At 50.4% G+C, this 21,938-nt stretch carries 23 protein-coding genes, 1 tRNA gene and 1 pseudogene; 20 read left to right on the forward strand and 5 right to left on the reverse strand.

Features of this window, described 5'->3' with window-relative positions; genetic code table 11:
- The first annotated feature begins 324 nt into the window (after positions 1-324).
- Positions 325-1,374, forward strand: coding sequence for a virulence RhuM family protein (locus G556_RS0106115; RefSeq protein WP_028822143.1), 1,050 nt, complete (start codon positions 325-327; stop codon positions 1,372-1,374).
- A gap of 360 nt (positions 1,375-1,734) precedes the next feature.
- Here the strand turns inward: G556_RS0106115 and G556_RS0106120 are convergent, their stop codons facing one another.
- Positions 1,735-2,664, reverse strand: coding sequence for an Abi family protein (locus tag G556_RS0106120; protein ID WP_028822144.1), 930 nt, complete (start codon positions 2,662-2,664; stop codon positions 1,735-1,737).
- 501 nt (positions 2,665-3,165) lie between these two features.
- Between G556_RS0106120 and G556_RS0106125 the strand changes: the two genes are divergently transcribed.
- From G556_RS0106125 to G556_RS0106145, 7 genes and pseudogenes are all read left to right on the forward strand, one after another.
- Complete coding sequence (locus G556_RS0106125; RefSeq protein WP_028822145.1) at positions 3,166-3,660, forward strand: hypothetical protein; 495 nt, start codon at positions 3,166-3,168, stop codon at positions 3,658-3,660.
- Positions 3,661-3,883: 223 nt separating this feature from the next.
- Entirely contained in the window at positions 3,884-4,501 is a 618-nt protein-coding gene (locus G556_RS0106130; RefSeq protein WP_028822146.1) for a hypothetical protein, read from the forward strand.
- Positions 4,502-4,904: 403 nt separating this feature from the next.
- Positions 4,905-5,147 carry a type II toxin-antitoxin system Phd/YefM family antitoxin gene (locus G556_RS0106135; protein WP_028822147.1) on the forward strand — a complete coding sequence of 81 codons (243 nt, stop codon included), beginning with the start codon at positions 4,905-4,907 and terminating at the stop codon, positions 5,145-5,147.
- Entirely contained in the window at positions 5,144-5,410 is a 267-nt protein-coding gene (locus G556_RS11300; protein WP_211219442.1) for a Txe/YoeB family addiction module toxin, read from the forward strand. The genes G556_RS0106135 and G556_RS11300 overlap by 4 nt, the downstream gene beginning before the upstream one ends.
- A 40-nt stretch (positions 5,411-5,450) precedes the next feature.
- Positions 5,451-5,880: pseudogene (locus tag G556_RS11710) on the forward strand (DDE-type integrase/transposase/recombinase); the annotation flags it as partial.
- A 262-nt stretch (positions 5,881-6,142) separates the two neighbouring features.
- Positions 6,143-7,306, forward strand: a complete 1,164-nt coding sequence (locus tag G556_RS0106140) for an ImmA/IrrE family metallo-endopeptidase (RefSeq protein WP_028822148.1) — start codon at positions 6,143-6,145, stop codon at positions 7,304-7,306.
- On the forward strand, positions 7,307-7,801 hold the full coding sequence (locus G556_RS0106145; protein WP_028822149.1) for a DUF4411 family protein: 495 nt from the start codon (positions 7,307-7,309) through the stop codon (positions 7,799-7,801).
- A 201-nt stretch (positions 7,802-8,002) separates the two neighbouring features.
- Here the strand turns inward: G556_RS0106145 and G556_RS0106150 are convergent, their stop codons facing one another.
- Both G556_RS0106150 and G556_RS11075 read right to left on the reverse strand, forming a co-directional pair.
- On the reverse strand, positions 8,003-8,446 hold the full coding sequence (locus G556_RS0106150) for a DUF3021 domain-containing protein (RefSeq protein WP_028822150.1): 444 nt from the start codon (positions 8,444-8,446) through the stop codon (positions 8,003-8,005).
- Between the two features lie 41 nt (positions 8,447-8,487).
- Positions 8,488-8,961 carry a LytTR family DNA-binding domain-containing protein gene (locus tag G556_RS11075; RefSeq protein WP_051176737.1) on the reverse strand — a complete coding sequence of 158 codons (474 nt, stop codon included), beginning with the start codon at positions 8,959-8,961 and terminating at the stop codon, positions 8,488-8,490.
- Positions 8,962-9,187: 226 nt separating this feature from the next.
- Between G556_RS11075 and G556_RS0106160 the strand changes: the two genes are divergently transcribed.
- Genes G556_RS0106160 through G556_RS11875 form a run of 3 tightly spaced genes read left to right on the forward strand, consistent with a single transcriptional unit; the run spans position 9,188 to position 10,329 of the window.
- Positions 9,188-9,502 (forward strand): hypothetical protein, encoded by a 315-nt coding sequence (locus G556_RS0106160; protein WP_028822151.1) that lies wholly within the window; start codon positions 9,188-9,190, stop codon positions 9,500-9,502.
- A 53-nt stretch (positions 9,503-9,555) separates the two neighbouring features.
- Positions 9,556-9,963: an IS3 family transposase gene (locus tag G556_RS11870; protein WP_155941764.1), complete on the forward strand. Its 408-nt coding sequence runs from the start codon at positions 9,556-9,558 to the stop codon at positions 9,961-9,963.
- The gene (locus tag G556_RS11875; RefSeq protein ID WP_420806059.1) at positions 9,964-10,329 is read left to right on the forward strand and encodes a DDE-type integrase/transposase/recombinase; all 366 of its coding nucleotides are present in this window, start codon (positions 9,964-9,966) and stop codon (positions 10,327-10,329) included.
- A gap of 540 nt (positions 10,330-10,869) precedes the next feature.
- Here G556_RS11875 and G556_RS0106170 read toward each other — a convergent pair.
- On the reverse strand, positions 10,870-14,013 hold the full coding sequence (locus G556_RS0106170; protein WP_028822152.1) for an AAA domain-containing protein: 3,144 nt from the start codon (positions 14,011-14,013) through the stop codon (positions 10,870-10,872).
- A 334-nt stretch (positions 14,014-14,347) separates the two neighbouring features.
- Positions 14,348-14,572: a hypothetical protein gene (locus G556_RS11635; protein WP_028822153.1), complete on the reverse strand. Its 225-nt coding sequence runs from the start codon at positions 14,570-14,572 to the stop codon at positions 14,348-14,350.
- Positions 14,573-14,614: 42 nt separating this feature from the next.
- Between G556_RS11635 and G556_RS10430 the strand changes: the two genes are divergently transcribed.
- The 9 genes from G556_RS10430 to G556_RS0106220 all read left to right on the forward strand — a co-directional run bounded on the left by G556_RS10430 (position 14,615) and on the right by G556_RS0106220 (position 21,822).
- The gene (locus G556_RS10430) at positions 14,615-14,827 is read left to right on the forward strand and encodes a hypothetical protein (RefSeq protein WP_028822154.1); all 213 of its coding nucleotides are present in this window, start codon (positions 14,615-14,617) and stop codon (positions 14,825-14,827) included.
- Between the two features lie 355 nt (positions 14,828-15,182).
- Complete coding sequence (locus G556_RS11715; RefSeq protein ID WP_233418197.1) at positions 15,183-15,665, forward strand: ABC transporter ATP-binding protein; 483 nt, start codon at positions 15,183-15,185, stop codon at positions 15,663-15,665.
- A 78-nt stretch (positions 15,666-15,743) separates the two neighbouring features.
- Positions 15,744-16,121 (forward strand): ATP-binding protein DrrA1-3 family domain-containing protein, encoded by a 378-nt coding sequence (locus G556_RS11720; protein ID WP_233418198.1) that lies wholly within the window; start codon positions 15,744-15,746, stop codon positions 16,119-16,121.
- Positions 16,122-16,123: 2 nt separating this feature from the next.
- Positions 16,124-16,414 (forward strand): hypothetical protein, encoded by a 291-nt coding sequence (locus tag G556_RS0106195; protein ID WP_028822155.1) that lies wholly within the window; start codon positions 16,124-16,126, stop codon positions 16,412-16,414.
- A gap of 12 nt (positions 16,415-16,426) precedes the next feature.
- Positions 16,427-17,353 (forward strand): ABC transporter permease, encoded by a 927-nt coding sequence (locus tag G556_RS0106200; protein ID WP_267878595.1) that lies wholly within the window; start codon positions 16,427-16,429, stop codon positions 17,351-17,353.
- Complete coding sequence (locus G556_RS0106205) at positions 17,340-18,488, forward strand: ABC transporter permease (RefSeq protein WP_028822157.1); 1,149 nt, start codon at positions 17,340-17,342, stop codon at positions 18,486-18,488. Before G556_RS0106200 ends, G556_RS0106205 begins: the two co-directional genes overlap by 14 nt.
- A 142-nt stretch (positions 18,489-18,630) precedes the next feature.
- Complete coding sequence (locus G556_RS0106210) at positions 18,631-19,437, forward strand: hydroxymethylpyrimidine/phosphomethylpyrimidine kinase (protein ID WP_028822158.1); 807 nt, start codon at positions 18,631-18,633, stop codon at positions 19,435-19,437.
- 323 nt (positions 19,438-19,760) lie between these two features.
- Positions 19,761-21,110 carry a magnesium transporter gene (mgtE, locus tag G556_RS0106215; protein ID WP_028822159.1) on the forward strand — a complete coding sequence of 450 codons (1,350 nt, stop codon included), beginning with the start codon at positions 19,761-19,763 and terminating at the stop codon, positions 21,108-21,110.
- Positions 21,111-21,749: 639 nt separating this feature from the next.
- Positions 21,750-21,822, forward strand: a tRNA-Glu gene (locus G556_RS0106220).
- Positions 21,823-21,938 lie beyond the last annotated feature (116 nt).

Consider the following 21,938-nt stretch of genomic DNA (forward strand, 5'->3'; position numbering starts at 1 on the left):
GAACATAACTCCTTGATGCTAAAAACACGACTGGCGTCAAGCACGCCGCTTTCATTGATTCTAGCTGACTCGTTGTTTGGTAGCCACAGAACCGCAGTTACGCCGCTCTTTTCTCCAGCCCTAATCAAATAGCTGAAATATCCAGCGCTCGGATAATTCCAATTGCACGTTGAAAAATTGATATAAACCACCTGATCTGTCGTCTCTCAAAACACCGTGGCTCGTAAACTACAATTATTGGTAAATGCGCTGCGATTCGGTTGCTGACCAGCTACTGCAAATTGCCTAGTGGTCGATCTCATCACTCGTGCGGAAGGGAGCGTCATGGCCACAGAAGACAATAGTCGAACTGACGAGCCCAATAGACAGATGTTGATCTACCAGAGCCCAGAGAACACTGTACGTATCGAGGTCCGACTTGAGGGTGAGACGGTTTGGCTTACGCAGCAGCAGATGGCGGAGCTTTTTCAAAGTTCAAGGTCTAACATTGTCGAGCACATTGGAAACATCTACGCTGAGGGTGAACTTGATGAGGAGGCAACCTGTCGGGATTTCCGACAGGTTCGCCGTGAGGGTAGCCGCAACGTGGCGAGGACGCTGCCTCACTACAACCTAGACATGATTATTTCCCTGGGATATCGGGTTAAATCCAAGACTGCTACGCAATTTAGACGTTGGGCAACCGAGAGACTGAAAGAGTACCTCATCAAGGGCTTCACCCTAGATGATGAGCGACTTAAGAACCTTGGTGGTGGATCGTATTGGTACGAGCTTCTCGAGCGGATCCGCGATATCCGTTCGTCGGAGAAAGTGATGTACCGACAAGTGCTGGATCTATACGCAACTAGTGTTGACTATGACCCGAAGAGCGCGGAATCGGTCGCTTTTTTCAAGATGGTTCAGAACAAGTTGCATTACGCTACCCACGGGCACACAGCGGCGGAAATCATTTATAGCCGAGCCGATGCTTCCAAACCTTTCATGGGCTTAACGACTTTCAAGGGCAATCAGCCTACTCTTGCAGAGACCAAGGTGGCCAAGAACTATTTGACGGAAGACGAATTAAAGGTGCTAAATCGTCTAGTTTCTGGTTACTTCGATTTTGCTGAAGTGCAGGCTATGAATCACCATCCGATGTACATGAGCGACTACGTCGAGCATCTTGACAATATCCTGGCAGCAACTGGGCAACAGCAGCTTCAAGGGGCAGGAAAAGTCAGCCACCAGAAAGCGATTGACAAGGCAACTGCTGAGTACCGTAAATATCAGGTACAGACACCTTCACAGGTCGAGAAGGACTATCTGGAAACCATTAAAGGGCTTGAATCAAGAGCCAAAAAGGCCGATCATGACATTCCTGATTCCGACGGATAAGCTGAATTCAAGAAGACGTGAAGACAGATAACTCGTTGACATTGTCCGAACTCCCTAGTGTCGAACTAGCTGGCGGAAGGCAAGAATCGCCCCCGCTAGCCAAAACGTGCTTCGGAATCCGAAAGAAGAAAATTACCCGTGATGGGGTAATGAGGCCCACAAAACTTGCCGAATTGATCTTGAAAACAAAAACCTCCTACTCAGCGGAAGGTTCTCGTTCTCACGTAACAGTTATCAAATCCGACGTCTTTGTCTCCACTAGGACGCTCATTTTGATACAAAGTGGGGCTAATACCCAAAGTGGGCTGAAAGTCTGCCTTTGAGCGCTGACGGGTATGAGTGTGGGTTTTATTGCAAGGACTAGGAGGTTTTGGTTGCCCAGAGAGGATTTTCTTGCCAATTTTCTGGTGCGCCGAGCCTACTGAAGGGCACAAGATCGTTATGAGGGAATTTCTTCAAGACGCTAGGTAGCGTCTCGGTTCCTGACAGCTGCAGTTCATGCAACAGGCACTGGGCAAGAGTGAGTTGCCCAAAAGCACGGTTAGTGCACCGGCTCACGGCTTTAAGGCACGGGTCTTTCGGCAGTTTGGGTTTGACATCGAATACCCTGTTGAACATGCGAGCATGATGGGCTGAATAGTTACGCACAATATTGAGGCACTTTAGCCATGATTCAAGTTGGGGTGCGCGAAGCCTGCACCTGGCAGCTATTTCATTGCGTGCCCGGTTAGGTGCCATCCGGTACAGATGTGAAAGCATTCCCCAATCCATTACTTCCACGGCCACCCAGATAGGAAGTTTGCCTCCATATTGGCGACGGTGATGCTCAACAAACTCTTCTCTCGATGTCTGAAGCACAGCTTCATATTTCGTCAACCACACCTCGTGAGCGTTCCCGCTACTATTGCGATAACGCTGACGGGCTGGGGCACCCATGCGCGTAGCGTCAAGATGGATAAGCGGATTGACAGCTCCTAGCTGATGCCCGATTAATGCCCGCATCGCTAGCTCGATACGTCCAAGAACAATAAAAACACTGTCCCGTAACTGCTCATCAAAGTGGTAAAGATCGAGAACCAATTCGAAAGAGGCACCTGGACGGAAAACATTAAGGCTTTGACCAGTTTCGCGATCAAGGGCTCGCATGGAATGCCAGTAGCCAGACAGGCGATAGTAATTTAATATTTCAAGTTGCTGAGCTGCCTGATCAAGGTTTTTAACACTCATGCCACGATGGGCAAGCAGTTCTATCTGCTGCTTGTATGAGAGGAAAGGTTTCACCTGATCCACCTTTGCACCTCCCACCTGAAAGAAAAGGACCGGCCCTGGACTCCCACCTAAGCGGGCAGCGGAACCGGTCTTGTTAGAACGATTCTAACTCAGATACGCAAAATATGCCAGCACAAAAGCTTTAGGTGTCAACCTCGATTTTCTTGTGACGACTGGACTTCACCTGCTTAGTCAATACGTGTGCTCCTAGAAGCATCAAAAAAAGAAATCCAGCCCGTCTGCAACCAAAAGTCACAGCAGGCTGAACGATTGATATCAGCCTACGACAAGCATTCTGCGGCGCCTAGCCGCTGAAACAACTATCCCTATGGACTCCCACGAAGTAAACAGATTTAACACTTTTGGGATCGTCGACAATCAAGCAGGAACCCTAAGCAGGCCTGTCACCATTCTTCTTAACAGGGGTTAACTTCTTGCGGGTTTCTGGCCTTCTTCTGAGAGCTTCTCGCATCAACCGATGCACTTAATTGTCTACTTGTCTCTCAGAACAGAACCCTCGCTGTGGGCAACCAGATTCAAATATTCACCAGCCAGCACCATCCGCTCTATCTTGTCCAACGAGAAATACAAGCCCGGCTACTACTGCACAGCCCCGCCGTCACCGAGCAACAAATCAAAGATGCCTTCGTCCAGGCTCTCACCGAACGAGTCAACAATAATGCCGTGCTCGATGATGCGATGCAGCTACTCGACGACACGGTCTATAACGTGACAGAACTCGAAGCCCGGCACACGGCACGGATAAAAGAAACCGTGGCGCTGATGAACCAGCTCATCACCGAAAACGCCAGCGTTGCGCGCGACCCAAACGAATACGATACTCGCTGGCGCCAACTCGAACAGCGCTACCAACAGCAAGAACAAGAACATCACACAATCAGCTACCAGATCGCTGACCTCACTACCCGCCGCAGCCCGAGACTACCTAGCAACCCGGCCACCACTCGAATACAGCGACCAAGCGTGGAACGTGTTAGTCAGATACCTGACGGTTAAAGAAAGTTCGATCTGCTGTATCGAGTGGAAGGTCTGATCAGCCCATCATCGTCACGGCGCCACAGGTTTGCAGAGCGAGAAAGTTTCGAGCGTGTTCGTTGCCCTAGGTGTTGACCTAGAATAAAGGCAGAGGAAATGCTGCGTTCCTTGCCGTGGAGGGTACATGTACAATCAGCAAATTTCGAATATTTGTGAATCAGAACGCATATATCAAAGATTTGAGATGACCAAGCAATCGATCCTTGAACAAGGCAATGATGCCCTGTATCAAGCAGAGCTGCCTGACGTGTCTCTAGACAAGCTGAGTGGAAAACAATCGGGAGCGCTTTTTGCAGATATTATTCGAGACGAATTTAATCAATTCATCGGAAGTGTTGGGTTGGCGGTCGTACTTTCGCAGCCAAACAGCTTTGTTGTGGGATGTGGCACTGAATTTGATTTAATTGTCATGAGAAAAGACGCCGAAGTGATTGAAGGAAGATTCTTTCATCCGAATGAGGTCGTAAGCCTGATCGAGTGTAAGGCTGGGGGAACATACGCCAAAGGTGCTTCGACAGCGTCTATTTCTAAAGCAGCTAATTCTGCTATTCGACTCAATCAACAAATTCGGTTCGGCTATGTAAGTCTGTGGGAGAATCGGCCTAAGAACAAGTTATGGCTTGGTAACCCGACGATAGATCACCGCAAGCGAACAGAAGATGGCCTTAAGGACGAGATTAAGGGGGAAGGTGGGGCGAGAACTCTATTTCTCGCTACCAAAACTTCGGGAAAAATCGTAGAAAGAGCCACCAATATAGAGATTGAAGATTTTTTCCTATTCCTCGCAGGTCACTCTTTCTAGCATCGGCTGTGTGGGGGAATTTTCCGGTATCACGTACCCAAGCTTTATTGTCCGCACCCAAAACGCACCTGTTGCACCCAAAACTGGTCTTGTATCAAAATGAGCGTCTAAGCATCGCACAAGCAGCTGCTTTGGAGACAAAGGGTAGGGCGTTCGAGGTAGCGCGGTGAGCGGCATTTCTGCTTGTCAATGCGTTGAAGTAGGCCTGTGGTGCTAGGTAAATCGTGCAATTAATATAAAAACATTAATAACCACACAACACGCCGCGTTGACTAGGCAAGATGTTAAATCAGAGCACCACATTTTGGCCGCTTACCCCACTATTCAGGTGGGTTTTTTCACCTAGTTACAGCTACACATCATTAATGTACGTTAAACCGTACTAACTGAAGAAGGAAGAAAAATGACTGCCATAAGTGTTACCAAAGCCCGAGCCAACCTATACCGACTCGTAGATCAAGCCAACGAAGAATCTCAAACCATCACCATCACCGGCAAACGCGGCAACGCCGTATTAATAGGCGAAGACGATTGGAGCGCAATCCAAGAAACCCTTTACCTAAATTCGATCCCAGGTATGAGTCAATCGATCATCGAGGCCGATCAAGAAGGTATCGAAGCCGCTAGCGATAGGCTGGAATGGTGAGTAGCTGGAAAATCGTCTACTCAAGAGCAGCGCAAAAAGACGCCAAAAAACTCACCAGTAGTGGTCTTAAACCAAAAACACAAAAACTATTAAAAGTTTTGGCTCAAGATACGTTCGTTAATCCGCCACGCTACGAAAAGCTTGTAGGGAACCTATCCGGCTACTATTCACGAAGAATCAATATCCAACGCCGTCTGGTCTACAAAGTGTTACCAGAACAAAAAACAGTTCTTGTGTTGCGGATGTGGGCATACTATGAATAAAACGCATAAAACAAAATAATCCACCTTGCGGTCAACCACATTCGTGTATACCGCGTTTGTGACCGACGTGTTTCCTCGCAAGATTGTTGGCTGGTCAACACGGGCGACTATGAGAACTGAGGCTTTACCGTTAGAGGCCTTAGAGCAGGCGATTAACTGCGCTAAAGATAATCTGGCAGGCCTGATTCATCACGCAGACCACGGGGCCGCAGTACACAAGCATTAAATACAGCCAACAGCTGGCAGGCGCCGGTATCAGGTCATCGACCGGAACTGTTGGAGATTCCTACGATAGCGCACTAGTCGAAACCGTTAACGGGCTATACAAGACCGAATTGATCTATTCCCACACTTGGAGATCGTGCGACGAAGTCGAATGGGCGACACTGAACTGGGTGTATTGGTGGAAAAATATCCGTCTCCATGAGCCCCTGTGCTATGTCACTCCCGAGGAGATTATCGCAAGTTATAATCAACACCGGGTCAGTCAACTGACCCCCCGTATAAGAAGCGGAACAAAACCCAGTGCGCTTCATTGCTGGCATCTGTGCTGCTGTTTATGAAAGTGAATAGGCATATTACTGGGTCTGGCATAGAGAGGAAGATAGAAACTGGGGGGCAACAAGTTTGGTCACCACGACGGAAAATACCTTCAGCTATGCTCTGTTGCCAGTAGAATGGAAACCGTCTGGTGTGTTTTGTTCATTTTCTAAGTTGCGGGGGAGAAGCGTAATGTCTGCGAAACTGCGTATAGCGCCTCCTCTTTACGAGTGGGCGTTGGCGCGCAGTAGGAAAACCGTCACAGACCTCGAGAAAATTTTTCCGAAATTGCCTGAATGGATATCTGGAGTTAGCGTTCCTACTTTTACAGATGCAGAAAAATTCGCTGCCAAAACTAATACGCCTTTCGCTTTTCTTTTTCTTGATACTCCTCCCGAAGAAGACCTGCCTATAGCCGATATGCGTACGCTTAAAGACTTTGCGATTCGCCAGCCTTCCGGGGATTTGCTCGACACTATTTACAATGCGCAACGCACCCAGGATTGGTATCGCGACTATGCCCTAAGCAACGGGGCAGAAAAGTTGTTTTTTGTGGGTTCCGTAGGCGTGAATAATAACGTGAGCGAAGTAGCAGCTGAAATCAGTGATCTCCTTGATTTTGGGTTTGATTCTCGAAAACGAATTGGCAATATGTCCAGTTTGTATCGCTACTTGGTCGACAAGATCGAAGAACTCGGAATCCTGGTGCTTACTAACGGAGTGGTAGGAAACAATACTCATAGAAAACTACGTGTCGAGGAGTTTCGGGGTTTTTCTTTAAGCGATGAGATTGCGCCTCTTATTTTTGTCAATGGAGCTGACGGTTATTCTGCGAGAATCTTTACCCTTTTACACGAACTAGGGCATATCTGGCTTGGTCATAGCGCATTGTCCGACGCGGATTTATCTCTCAACGATTCCAATAGCGCAAAATCTGAGGAGCGCTGGTGTAACCAACTCGCGGGGGAGATCCTACTTCCTAAGGATGTTCTTGAGGGCATGCGCGATACCAAGATCACCGAAGAATCTGTTACTAAACTTGCGCGAGAAGCTGGCTGCAGCGTCCTGGTGGTGCTGCACAGCCTTTTTGATGCCAACTTTCTTAGCTGGAGCCAGTATCAGGAACTATATGGCCGGGAGCTGAGCGCGATAGCCGAAAGAGAAAGCAAGGGGAAGCAAACCGGGGGCGGAGATTTTTATAAAACTCTGCCTCTGCGCAACTCTCCTACATTTACCCGCGCTGTGATTGTCTCTACTTTAGAGGGGACTACTCTTTATCGGGATGCCTTTCGGATGCTCGGCACTAAAAAGCCTCAAACTTTCCGTAACCTGGCCGAAAAGCTGGCGGTGAGTTAAATGTATGTGCTGGATAGCAATGTTTTTATCGAAGCCAAAAACCGGTATTACGGATTCGATATCGCTCCGGGATTTTGGGAATGGCTAGAGCGTGTCTATATGGCCGGGAAAATCTGCAGTATTAAACCGGTTTATGATGAACTAGCTACCGGGGATGACGAACTTGCAGATTGGGTAAAGATGCATCCACATAAAGGGATGTTTACTGCTATCGATGGTGATCAGGCTATTTATAATTTTGTCAATCAAATTACGACTTGGGCAAAAGGTAAAGATTATAAACCTGCAGCGACACAGAAGTTTGCGGACTGCGCAGATCCATTTTTAATCGCTTTCGCTGCAGCTCACGGATATACAGTAGTAACTAATGAGCGCCCAGAACCTGATTCTCGAAGATCAGTAAAAATTCCTGACGTCTGTAAAGCGTTTGACGTAGAATACTGCGACACCTTTACTATGTTCCGTTCGACCGGCGCTCAGCTGGTACTTAGATAGTTTTCGCGAGGGAGATTATCGCGACCTCAAAAAAGTAGCCGAACGCTTCCAGCAAATAAATCGCAGCTCCCAAGCCGCGTAGACCGAGAAATTTATGGCCTCTTGCCTCTTGTAATCGCCCGGTCTAGCAGCGCTCGGAAACAATATTTTTTGATTTTCCCGTTTACCCATTTGAGTAAACGGGAATCCTGGGGCGAGGCTTTACTGCAATTTTTGGTTCACCTTTTTGACTTCAGCGCGAGCCACTAGCCAATTGAACAACCAAATCAGCAGATAGATAAGCACTATTGTGAGAATTACCCCGAGCATATCGAAGATAGATCCCCACCATTTTAGGTAGCTGCCAGCTGCGATCCCGCAGATAAGTACGATTCCGAAATGCATTGCGGTATTGAGGGCTATTGGTCGGGTTTCGTTACGGTAAAGCAGCCCCGCGAAACTGCTAATGATGCCGTAGGCTGCATAAATAAGTCGCTCAATTAGTACTGCCACGTTTTCGTTTCCAAAACTGTTTAAGAATTCTGGAGCTCCAGGGCAATAGCTAGAGGAATAAAGAGAAGAGAAAATAAGTTCAATATTGGTGCCGATAGTGATCCCAATGCAAGCCCCTACCAGGGTGAGACCAACTATTTTTTTAGTTTCCATGGGTTTTATCCTTCGTGTGAGTTAGAGGTTTTCTGCGGGGATTAGATTCCGAGTTTGGATTTGAAAGCTGGAAGTTGTCGGCGGGAAACGTAATAGCGAGAGCCATCTTTTAGCTGCACACTGATCGTTCCCGAGAAAGAAAGATCAAGTTTCTTGATCGAGGCAATATTGACAATCTCCGATTGTGAAATACGTACGAAATCGTCTGCAGCTAGAGATTCTTCGAGTTCATACATTCGGGCTTTAATCCGCCAATCACCGTTACTGGTGTGGGCAAACACCGCCTTCTTTTTAGTGAAGAACGCGAGTATCGCGCGCACTTCCAACACCGTGGCATCGTTACCGCTTATCCCGATGAGGCGGCGAAGCGGGCGTTCGACTGCGGGGGAGAAAGAGCTATCTAGGTTACCGGAAGCAAGCTTTTGAATCGCTTGCACCTCAGCATCGACCTCCCGCGCCGTTACCGTCACGATAGTTTCGGTTACGGTGGGATCAATCGTGAGCGTGAATTTCATTCCGGTCCGACTCCTTTCCTCTCGCGCTTACAGGTAATATTGCGTAAAACCAGGGTGCTTAAGTATCTGTTACTTACAGTTAAAAGCCTCGTTGCCGGCAGTACAAGTAATCTGAACTAAGCGGTATAAAATCCGCGCCAAGCTGGCAGATTTCGAGGCTCCCCCCCCCCGCCCTCTGAACCGTCCCAGGTTTTGTTCCGTTTGAGTAGATGGGGAAATCTGGATTATGCTTGAGAGATTTGATCAGGACGCGAAGGATCGTGTGGTTCGTCTTGTTGAGGATCGGGTTCTTGCGGAGAATTTGTCCTTGCAGAAAGCGTGTCAGGTGGTTGCGCTAAGGCTTGGTGTTTCCTGGCATGCTGCTCGCCAGTGGGTGCAGCGCTGTCGTCGTGAGGGTCGTGTTCACCGTTTAGAGGAGGACGTGATTGTTGAGAATGCTAGGTTGCAGCGTGAGAATCAGCAGCTGCGTGATGCGAACGAGGTACTCAAAGCGGCGTCGGCTTTTTTCGCGTCAGAACTCGACCCGCAACGTCGGAATTGATCGCTTTCATTGACCGGTACAGGGATCGTTTTTCGGTTGAGTTCATTTGCACGATGTTGAATGCTTATCGTGCGGGGGGGTTCATTACCTCTAGTGGTTATCGGCAATCCAAATCTCGTGGGGTAAGTGCTCGCGCTTTGCGTGATGTGGTTGTTATTGAGCGGATCAAACAGGTGCACCGTGATAATTACAGCGTTTATGGGATACGCAAGATGTGGCATGCTCTTCGCCGTGAGGGTATCAGTATTGGTCGTGAGCAAACAGCTCGATTGATGCGTATAGCAGGTGTGAGAGGGAAGATGAAGGGCAAATGCCCGATAACTACCCGGAAAGCAAGTAGGGAAGATACCCGTCCTGATTTGGTAAAGCGTGATTTTAGAGCGCCAGCCCCGAATCGTTTGTGGGTAGCAGATATTACCTATGTTCGCACGAGTAAGGGATTTGTGTATCGGCGTTCGTAACTGACGTGTTTTTCCCGCAAGATTGTTGGTTGGGCGCTATCGGATTCGATGCGTACGAAATCCCTACCGTTGCAGGTGCTCAATCAGGCGGTCTTGTCAGCTAAGGAAACTGCGGGTCTGTTACATCATTCAGATCATGGATCCCAATACGTAAGCATCGTCTATAACGACACGCTCACTAATGCCGGGATTAGGCTCTCAACCCGAACCATTGGTGATTCTTACGATAACGCGTTAGCAGAAAACGTTAACGGCTCGTATAAAAATGAGCTCATCCACACCCGCCGGTGGAACGATGTAATAGAGGTTGAAATCGCGACATTACACTCAGTACGCTTCACAGGCAGAAAAATTATGTTCGGTTGATGTCCGCCGGATCAGCAAGAAAGTCGGCCAGCTATCCATGAGACAACAATTCGCCCTTGGCGAGGCATTAGGTTTACATCTGCAGTTGTGACTTTTGCCACCTTTAGGCTGCGATAAGCGGTTTCGGCATTTCAAAACGGTGCCACGGACGTCGCTATTGGCCGTGACTGCTGGGCGACTCACTGTGCCAAGAACTTCAATATGGCTCGTACCCGTCTGTTCTCTTCGCCTGGTTGCAAACCTAATTTAGAGAAAATGTTTGATACATGTTTTGCGACTGCAGCAGTTGACAAGAAAAGATGCTGCTGCAATTTGAAATCAGACTTAAAGATAGCCGAGACCTAGCAGTAGCATGGCTAAGTTCTGGTCAGGAGCCTCTGGTAGGTGCTTAGCTCTTTGGATTATTGCGACGCGCCACCGATAACCTCTAGCTAGCCTGGCTAGAGCCCCTCTAGCTGAACTAGCTAACACAGACATTTAACCACACACCCTCTTGCGTTAGCGAGTGCGGCGCAAGAGAGTGTATTTTTCGCCCCCACTTTAGCGATTATCGGGTTGCAAGCGTTCTTTTCTAGGATCCCCGAGAATTGAATGTAAATTGTAGCGCAAGTAAACCCTGGCCGTTCTGGAGTATTCGAGGTTGGAAAATTTTTTGCCTGTTTTGTCTTGATCTACGTACCTACGTAATCCGAGCGCTTTACCTGCTGGCGTTGGCCTCCAACGGTTCTCTTCGTCAATGCATTTCTCTAAGAACCCTTGTTTTTCTAGGGCTTTTTGCAAATCCATCCAAGGTTGCTCCACTTCAGCGAAGACAGCGTCACACTTCATAACTTCGGGAACCGAAACTCCCTTTTCGCCCCACTTAGCTTCCAATTTTTTCCACTCTTCCTGGAACTGGAGAAGCCGTTTGAATTCGCCCCCTTCCCGTGAAGGGCCAGTCTCGTTTTCTTCTTCCGGCTCAACGACGAGGGCTATGGGATTTTCGTGAGCTTTCTTCTGAGATAATTTGATCAACGCTTCTATCGTGCGGGCTTGGTAGTCCTCAAGATTCGCTAGCTTTAGGGTATCTAGATTGAAATCTTGATGTTTTCCACAAGTTGCTCGTTGTTGGTTGCGTCCAGCTTCAAGCAGATCATCCGTTTCCCATTTGGAGGTTCCATCCGTCGGGATTCTGAGCAGAATCGGATACTTGCTTGGTTGGGTGAAAGAATTCTCTGGGTTCAAGACCTCTCCGCCGATTTTTTCGATGAATTCGTTCTTTAATCTGTCGCTTTCTTTGATTTTCTCATTATTTGGATCTCGATGGTTTTCGCCATCTACTTCGATGATGAGTAAAAGTCTTTTTGTTTTCTTGTCGGCCAAGCAAAAATCGAACCTTTTTCCTCTAACCTTGTCAATCAATTTTTTGGCGTCGATTATTTCTCCGGCCAGTGTTAGATGGGCTTGATTTTTTTCTTCTTGTATATCCGGGGCTTTGTGCGGATCTTCGGTGTTTTCAGACCCCGCCTTAACGTCTTCTTTTTTACCAATTACGACTTCTCGGTAAAGTTCGACTTCGGTATCTAGAGACGAATTGATTTTGGCTAACACTTTTGCCAGCTCAACTTGCACGCAGTCTTCTGGGGCTGATCCTTCTTTGTCTTTATCGTCAGGTGTTTGGTAGCGAGTCAGATCATCGAGGATTGACCGAACGCTTGTTTGGCGGATCCCGAATAGTTCGTGCTGATAATTTTTTCCTTGAGTACAACTAACGTATCGTTCAAGTAGTCGTAAGTAGAGCTCGCCTTCGTTAGGATCTTTAGGCACGGGGTACCTTACTGGCGTAAAACTGCCTGTGAGCTCAACTTGTCTTTCGTAATCCAACATTTTCGTAGACAGGATTACATGTAATTCATTCTTCGCTCGAGATACGGCGACGTTGATTAGCCTTTTTCCCTGACTCCATTGGCCTTCCCATTGACCATCGTCGACTGGGAGCAGATAAACCGCGTCATATTCCTGGCCTTGGGCTTTGTGAACGGTAAGGCGTTTAACTCCATCATTCATCTGTTTTAATGTGAATTCGAATCCTGACGGAAGCTCCGGTGGAGTGTCCTCACCTCCTTCAGATTCTTTGTGTTCATCCCCATTCCAGCTGTTTGAGGTCTTAAGTAACTCAGCTAGCATTTTCGAAAATTCTTCCACCTGCTGTTTGTAAGGAGAAAGAACACAGACAGTTGCGTCTTTCCCTTCATCGGCACCTTTTTGCAGCAACTCTGCTATGTGACGAAGATGATCGAATTTCAAGATTTCTAGTTGGCGTTTATTCTGCGGGCTTGCACTTTCTTTCGGATCTCCTTGTGAAGCTAGCTTCTCCCGATAGTCACCTGAGTACCACGTAATTGATATGGGGCAAACAACGTCTGCATATACAGGCCAATTCTTTTGCTCGGGGAGACGGATCGATTTATTATCTGCGTTAGTTTCTTCCCATTGGCAGCCACACGTGAACTTTGCCTTTTCGTAAATGAGTCTCTTCGAAAAACCAAAGATCCCTGGGTGGCATCGATAATGAACATTGAGGAAGGTTTCAGCGTCCTGAGTTCCATACAGCTGCGCAAACACTTTTTTCGCGACAGTAAGAAAACTTTCGTCCTGGCGAGTGCTGTTTCTGTCTCCATCAAGGCAGATCTCCAGCTCAGAACCTTTGAAATTCTGAAGTTGCTTCCGGCCTTCTTCCCAGCGGGGAGCAGTGTACCGGCTGTCTTCCTTCCATGCGGATTCATGCGAGTCTTTGTTCTGTTGCAAAGGACGCCCGATAAGATCTCCGCGATTTTTGTATATCGGGGCGAGCTGTTCTTCATCGCCAACAACAACCATGCGTTTGGCGGAACTCAACGCAACTAGCCCGACGATCAAATCGATTTGTGATGCTTCATCTACAATTACAAGATCAAATTTATTGTCTGGCAAAGCCCCGTCGATGAAACACTTTTTAAGTGAGTGAATCTTGCACAACACGACCGGAAAATCGTCGGTAAAGTCCTTGAACCGCTGCTTCTTCTCCCATCCCGAGCGCTGCCCCTTGTCATTCGGGGTGTCTATTCCTTCATAGTCATGCGGTTCCTTATCCTTCTTTTCAAAGGAATCGAATCGTCTCCCTGCATTTCCTTTTCCGCAGGTCACCTTCTTAAACCCTGGATAGACATACGAGGCTCCATCACAACGCTCGTTTGAGTTGCCCAACTTGACGCTTTTCTTTGCAGCCTCGTAAAGACGGCTACCGTATTCCTCTTCCCCACCAGAACAAATGTTTTCGAGCTTCTCATAAACATTTTCGACAGCAGCTCCGTTGGTGGAAACAACTGCGACTTTCATTCCCTTTTCGACAGCCAATGCGATGAGGCGAACGATCATCATCGTTTTCCCGGTGCCGGGAGGGCCTTGCACAAAAGAAATCGGATAAGCGAGGGCTTTAGCGATTGCTTTTACCTGTGAGTCGTTTAATTGATTTTTACCTAGAAACCACTTTGCCTGATTATCGCTAAGCTCCCTTGAGATGCCTTGAGCTTGATTCTTCCATGAATCAAGGTTGTCTCGTAGAAATTCAGCTTCAGGCAATAGTGGGAACTCATCAGCTTCCCCCGTCAGACGCGACGCCTGTAGCAAAAACGCTTTCAGTAGATTTAGCTTTGCTGCAGGCAATGAATTTTCAGGACCATCGTATTGCAGATATTCATGCAGGTCGCCGTATTGCAGATCTTCATGCAGGTAATACCGGTAATACCATTGAAGAGAATAGTTCCCTTGAATGTCCGAGATTTTTTTCTCTAACTAAACGAGCTCTATCTCCACCATCACTCGCTTTAGCCCCCATCAGTTGCGCGCACGTCAAAAGATACAGTTCAATTTCATCTAGGCTTCTCATCGCTGCGCGCCCTTCCTTGCCCCTTCTATTCGCACGTCAATGCCTACTCTGAAGCTATGGTAGGTGAATTTTGCGCCCCCCACAGCTGTTAGATGCTCAAAATTAAGCACGTCACGGTTGCTTTCCAAAAGAATGCTGTTCGCTGCGTAAAACGGCGTTTTTGTGTCTGCCCGTCACGCCAGGATCCTGAGGAAATAGATCAGCCCAACACCAAGAGAACTCGGGCAGCCTGGCAGCGCTCGAAGGAGCGAGCGCTCCGCCATATTTGCTGACCAGCTTGCCGCCGAACAGTTGATAGAGCGCTACGGAAACTCGCGTGCTCTTGAAGGCGAACACGTAGTTTTTACTGGAACTTTAAAACACGGCCAGCGCGCTGCCGTGCAACAGCTCGTAACTACTGTGGGTGGGTTAGCGGATAAGAACCTGACGAAGAAAACTACGCTGTTGGTGGTGGGCATCCCGAATCCCCGTTCTTGGGTTGAAGGATCGTCTGCATCTCGGAAACTTCTCAAGGCATCGCAGCTACGCAACAATGGCTCACCTATCGAGGTCATTAGCGAGGAAGAATTCTTCAATCGGTTATGCGACTGAAAATGTACCTTACTTAGAGAAAGCGGCGTTATAAAGCGGAAATAGGTAGCTAACGGTCGATTGAAACGGCGGGAGTATCACCGTCTCTAAGAGTCTCATGATTATTCCACCGCTGAGGCGCTCATCTTTATACGTCATTGGCACGAGGTAATTTTTTTGAATATGGCTCGTTCGTCTAAACGATTTTATCGTTTGGCGGCTAGCAACATTTTTCGATTATTTAGCTCCGTGAAACCGATCAGATGGTTTTGCAAGGGCGTGGTCAATCTTTGCTTTCTTAGTCGGCAAAATCCCTATAACAAAGCCTGCATTTTGGTACTCTCAAAGCAGAAATCTTGAACGTTGGAAGACAGCCATGGCAAATGTTATTGAAGTCGAAGGTTTAACCAAGAGTTACAAGAATTTACGTGCCCTCAACGCGTTGAGTCTGCAGGTTCGCGAGGGTGAAATCCTCGGGCTGCTGGGGCCAAACGGCAGCGGAAAATCAACCGCAATAAACTGCATCCTTTCGCTTCTACGTTTCGACAGCGGAACCGTAAAAATCTTCGGGAAAGAAATGCGCCCGGACGCCTACGACGTCAAACGTCGCCTCGGCGTCGTGTTTCAGGACGTCGCCGTATTCAACGAGCTAACTGTCGCGCAGAACCTCGAGTATTTCTGTGGCCTATACGTCTCGGACAAGACCTCAAGGAAGAAGATGATAGACGCGGCCGTCCAGTTGGTCGGGCTGCAGGACTACATGAAGTTTCGTCCAAAGCAGCTGTCCGGTGGTCTGCTTAGACGCCTCAACCTTGCTTGCGGAATCGCGCACGAACCAGACCTGATCTTCCTGGACTAACCAACAGTCGCCGTCGATCCGCAAAGCCGCAACAACATCCTGGACGGCATCGTCGAACTGCGCGACCACGGCGCCAGCGTGGTCTACACCACGCACTACATGGAGGAAGCCGAGCAGATCTGCGATCGCATCATCATCCTCGACAAGGGCGAGATCATCGCCCAAGGCACCGTCGACGAGCTAAAGCAGCTATCGGACATCGAAGAGAAGGTCACGCTGCAAGGCGCCGAGATTCCGGCGCCACTGCTCGAGAGCCTGCAAGCTGATCCGAAGGTCCAGTCCGTCACGAGCCGCAACGGCAGCGTCCAGGTTGTCTACCGGCACGGCCAAAACAACGTCGCAACGCTTATCCGACAGCTGAGCGAAAGGGGCGTGGCATACGAGTCGATTTACTCCGAACGTCCGACGCTGAATGACGTCTTCCTTCAGCTCACCGGCAAGGAACTTCGGGATTAGCCATGACGCATCTGATCTCCTGCAACATCAAGGTTCTGGTCAGCAACAAAGCCCTTGTGTTCTGGACGCTCGCGTTCCCGATTCTGCTGGGCATCCTATTCAAAATGGCCTTTGGCGACATCATCAACCAGGAATCCTTCGACACGGTCCCAGTGGCGGTCGTCAACTCGCAGACCTATCAAGACAGCCCGTTCAAGGCGGCTTTCGAGGAGCTGTCCGCTCCTGGCAGCTCGGGCATCACCGGCGCGGAAAAGCCAGTGCTCAAAGTGCAGAACGTGGGCACACTGGAATAGGGCAAGCAACTGCTGTCAGACGAAAAAGTCTCGGGCGTAGTCGAGGTGACGGGGATGCCCGTCCCTGGCACTGATGAAAAACCCGATGCGAAGCTCACGATCTCCGCGAACGGGATGGATCAAAGCATTCTGAAAATAGTGCTCGACGAGATAATTCAGCGCGTCGACATGATCGCAAAACTCGCCGACGCTGAGGTTGGCGCTCAAATCAGCTCCGGAACTCCGCCAGAGAGTATCGACGCGGGGCAAATCACCCAAGCAGTGCAGCGCAATCTCGAGGCCAGCGGGTTCGTGCTGAACGACCGCAGCCCGAAGTCCCTGGATCTGATCATGGCCGAGTTCTTTTCGCTAGTGGCTATGGCGGCGCTCTACGGTGGAATGTTCTCGATGACCGTGATGAACAATGCCCAACCGCCGCTAGGGGTGATCGGCCGACGCGTCGCCGTTGCGCCAACTCACAAGGCGAAGCTGATCGGTTCGGGAATCATCTCTAGCTACCTCGTGCAGCTCGTAGGGCTAATCCTGCTGTTGGCCGTGTGCCACTTCATCTTCGGCATCGACTTCGGGCAGAACTGGGCCCTAACATTCCTACTCACTACGGTCGGTGCGCTCGTCGGGCTCTCCTTCGGGACGGCCATCTCGACGCTTGTGCCAGGCGGCGAAAACATGAAGATCGGGGTGCTGATCGGCCTGACGATGATGGGTTCCGTCATGGCGGGAATGATGGGTGGCGGAATGCGCTACATGATCGATCAAAGCGTGCCACTGATGAACAAAGTAAACCCGGTTGCTCTCATCACCGATGGCTTCTACAACCTCTTCTACCACCCAGGTTTCGAGGGGTTCTGGCTCGACGTCTTGCTGCTGCTCGGCATCTCCGTGTTGCTGCTTGGCGCGTCGCTTTTAGTTCTGCGGAGGCAACGCTATGACAGTCTTTAAAGGCTTCCTGCATGTGCTTGCCCGCAACCTGGGCTTCGTCATTTTGTATACGGCGATCATGGCCGCGATGGGGTTGACGGTGTTCAAAGCCTCACCGATCAGCTCGGGCGCCTTCGCGGCCTGGAAGCCCGCTGTCGTGGTCATAAACGAGGGCCAGGAGACGCCGATTACGAATGCGTTTAGAGCCTATCTTGATGAACACACGACCACGCCAGAGGTCGGCACGAGCGAGCGGGAAATAGACGATGCCCTCTATTACGAGGCGCTGGCGTATGCCGTTTATCTGCCTGACGACTTCAGCGAAAAAATACTGGCGGGGCAGAAACCCGAGATTGGTGTTAAGTCGCGGGGTAGTGCCGATAGCGCCTCAGCGGAGGTGCTTGTTACCCGTTTCCTGCGCTTGGCAAGTGGCTACGGGCAGACGATCAAAGACGAGGGCGAGCTAATAAAAGCCATCGAATCCAGCGTCGAACTGGAAAGCGACGTCGTGCTCACCAGCCAACTCGACCAGAAGACGCTCTACCACGTCAGTTCCCTTTATAACTTCGGCAGCTACACGCTCATGGCCGGAGCCATCTACGTCTTATCTATGGTGCTCGCCGCGTTTTCGCAGGTGAATGTTCGCAAGCGCACGGAGATATCGTCGGCAAGCCCGCTTCGGGTGGACGCAAGCCTGATCGCCGGGTGCGCGATTGTCGCGGCTTTGTTGGTTGCGTTGAACATCGCTCTCGTCTCTGTGCTGGTGCCTGCCGTCGCAGACACCGGAAGAGCGGGGCTGTTTGCGCTCAACACCTGTGCTTTCGGGCTGCCGGTGCTGGCGCTCTCCTTCTTGATTTCGAAGATCACAAATAACAAGGAAGCTCTTAGCGCGATCGTGAATGTGGTCGCGCTGGCCAGCGCGTTCCTGTGTGGGGCGTTTATCCCGCAGCGGATGATGCCGGATTCCGTCGCCATGTTCGGGCGTGCGCTGCCATCGTTTTATTACGTCGAAAATAACAACGCTTTGGCCGAGACGACCAGCTTTGACGGTTCTGCGGCGACACACTTTTGGGTCAACATCGGGGTGCTCCTCGGGTTCGCGATTGCGCTGTGGTTGGTTTCGCTAGCCATTGGGCGTCTTCGTCGCAGGGCGTAGGCACTTAAGGGCTTTCTGGATGAATCAGGTCGACTGACTTTCTGGGCTGCCCAAAGGGGCATGATCGTCCTAATGTCTGGCTAGTCGATCTTGGGGCTAAAATCGAAGATGAAGCTTTAACGAGGCAGTTTTTAGGAGCAAAATGCCTACACCACCAGTTGCGTATGTAATAGCAGGTTCCGAGGCCACCGGCGGCGCCGGTTTTCAGGTGGATCTGAAGACCTATCAGCAGCTGGGTGTTTACGGAGTGGGCACGCTGTCCTGCATCGTCGCCTTCGACCCCAAGAACAATTGGGGTCACCGCTTCCACCCGGTGCCGAGACAAATAATCGAAGAGCAGATCGAGGTTGCGCTGGCTTGCTTCGACGCCGACGTCATGAACACCGCCAAGGTCGGCATGCTCGGCACCCCCGAGACCATTGACGCGGTTGCTCAGGGCCTGGCCCAGCGCAAGTGGAAGAATCTCGTGGTCGATCCCGTGCTGATCTGCAAGGGGCAGGAACCGGGCGCGGCCCTCGACACCGACAATGCACTGCGTGAGAAGGTCCTGCCGTTGGCCAGCGTCATCACGCCGAACGTCTTCGAGTCGAAGGCGCTGTCAGGTATGGCCGAGATCAACACTGTCGAGGAACTCGAAGAGGCCGCCAAACGAATCGGCGAGAGCGTACCTTACGTCGTCGCTAAGGGCGGGGTAGAGCTGCCGGGTGACGAAGCCATCGATGTGCTTTGGGACGGCAAGGAAATCACCCGTTTCAGCGCGCCCAAGGTTGGCAATCAGCGTGTTTCTGGCGCTGGCTGCACTATCGCGGCGGCCATCACCGCGGAGCTGGCGAAGGGTGCGGACATCAAGACCGCCGTCGGTAACGCGAAGAAGTTCGTCACCCGCGGAATAAACGCCAGGGTCAGCGCCAACACGCCTTTCGACACCGTATGGCAGGGTGCTAACTAGCTGATCAGCCGATCGAATATAGAACTGGATGATATCGCAGCGAAAGATCGCGCCACCGAACTGCTCGTGCAGCTCGTCGTCTTTTGGCAGAAGTGCGTGCGCACGACGCACCCCTTCCTAACCGACGGAGAAATTCTTGATATTAAGAAGTGTGTTCCGCACTCCTTACTCGCCGGTCGAAACGCTGGTTATCGCTAAGGACGACGTTGTGCCCTAACATTCGTGGGTGCTGCCCTCCGCGGTCTAGCTGTTTGGCGTGAGCGCGAGCTTTTTGTGGTTAACTTGAGCCGGTTGGTTTGGTTCGCAAAGCAGGAGGGTTTGCCATGTACTTAAAAAATATCGACAGTCTGGAAAGCCGCGTCCGCAGGGCTTTGCAGAAGGAGAATCTGAACCTAGTCAGACGTATCCTCTCATCAGCGACGCCGCGGCAGGCTGCGGCCGTGATGGAGCGGTCAAACTTCTACGATCGAGCCCTCATCTACCGGACTCTGCCAAAAGACGTCGCGGTAGCTGTCTTCGAGCTGCTCGACCCCGCTTTGCAGGCGGACTTGGTGAAGGCCCTGCAGGACGAAGAAGTGAAGGCCGTTGTGGAGTCGATGGATCCGCATGACCGTGCCGAGTTGCTCGATGAGCTGCCCGCGAAAGTTGCCACTCGTTTGATCGAGGGCCTGTCCCCTGCAGAACGCGATTTGACCGGCATCATCCTCGGTTACCCCGAGGAATCCATCGGACGGCGAATGAACCCCGAATTCGTCTCATTTAAGCCAAATGAATTAGCTGGCAACGCAATGAAGAGAATTCGTACGGTTTTGGACGACGTCGAAACCGTCTATACGATTCCGGTGGTCGGGGAGGGTCGTGAGCTTTTGGGTGTGTTCTCACTCAGGGACTTGATGCGCGTCGAACCTGACACACAAATCGGCGAGATCATGAAGACCGCGGACAAGGGTTTGGCTACCGAAGACGCTGAGGAAGTCGCGCGCCGTTGTGCGAATCGGCACCGCCTGGCTCTGCCGATTGTGGATCAGGAAAATCGTTTGGTTGGAGTGCTGTCAATCGAGGATGCGCTAGATATTCTCGAGGAAGAAACCAGCGAGGACCAAGCTCGTATCTCGGGCTCGGAACCGTTGAGCCGCCCCTACCTGGCGACTCCCATTTTTGAACTGGTTAAGGCCAGGGTGGTCTGGTTGCTTGTTTTGGCAATCGGTGGAACGCTCACTATCCACGTTTTGGAAGCGTTCGAGGCGACGATTGCTCAGATGGTCGTTCTGTCTGTATTCGTGCCGTTGTTAATTGGTACCGGCGGCAACACGGGCAACCAGGCCGCAACCACCGTCACCAGGGCAATCGCGCTTGGTGATGTGCGGAAGGGGGACGTCTGGAAGGTGATAACCAGGGAGATCCGCGTCGGCGCGTTCCTGGGGCTTCTGCTCGGCCTACTCGGCTTCGTCGTGACGTCGATTTTCTACGACCTGCAGATCGGAGTCGTGATCGGCTTGACGCTGCTTTCTGTCTGCACGTTGGCCGCCACGGTCGGCGGCTCGATGCCACTGGTGGCCAGGAAACTGGGCATCGACCCAGCTGTCTTCGCGAACCCGTTCATCTCGACGTTGGTGGACGCCTCCGGCCTGATCATTTACTTCTTAATTGCTAAAGCAGTTATCGGCATTTAGTCGTTGATTTGAATTAAAAGGCTGTCTCTAGGCGAAATTTTCGCCGAAGCGAGTTAATTTTTTAATCGACTCGGTGAATAGTTTTTGAATCTGTCTTCGGGTATTTGTGGAAAATTATTACGTTAAGCGGAAAATCGAAAGAGCAAACTCTCAATGTTGCTCTGATTAGGCGTTTCGTTAGGCTAATCGCTTGTTTTCGTCTTGCCTATATGAGCAAGATTGCTCTAATCTCGAACATGTCGTAAGACGAGTCGATAGCTCTATGCACCCCATGTGCATAGAGCTATTGGCTTTGTGTGGGCCAGTAAAAATGTTTTGGCGCGAGCCAAAACATTTTATTGAGCAGAATTTAATTTTTCCCCTAAAGACGTGTTCTGGTGTTTGCGCGCCTCCAGGCTACGGTTCGTGCGTTGAGTCTGATGTCTCAAGGCCTCCTTTAGGTTTGAATCGGTAAAGTCCCTAGTCAGAGCGTTGTTGTGGTTTTAGCGAACCTTCTGGGGTGGCGACGTGGGTGGTTAAGACCTAATCTTTGAATAGACGGTTGCCAACGTGAGCTTTGAGCTCGGGGAAGACGGTGGCAACCGTCTCTTTATGTTCAGATTGAGCTTGGAAAACTTATCGGTTAGTATGAGCTACTGCGTCCCCGTCGTCTAGGGGCCTAGGACACCGCCCTTTCAAGGCGGCAACGGCGGTTCGAATCCGCTCGGGGATACGACGCAAACACCATTTGACTAGGTGTTTTAGCGGTTATGGGAGCGTTGAGAACCCCCTTGGCCAAGCGCGCGTGCCACTACGTGCCACCTCCTTAGGTGGTGGCAGGTTGTGGCC

The organism is Propionimicrobium lymphophilum DSM 4903, assembly GCF_000423485.1.
GTDB lineage: Bacteria > Actinomycetota > Actinomycetes > Propionibacteriales > Propionibacteriaceae > Propionimicrobium > Propionimicrobium lymphophilum.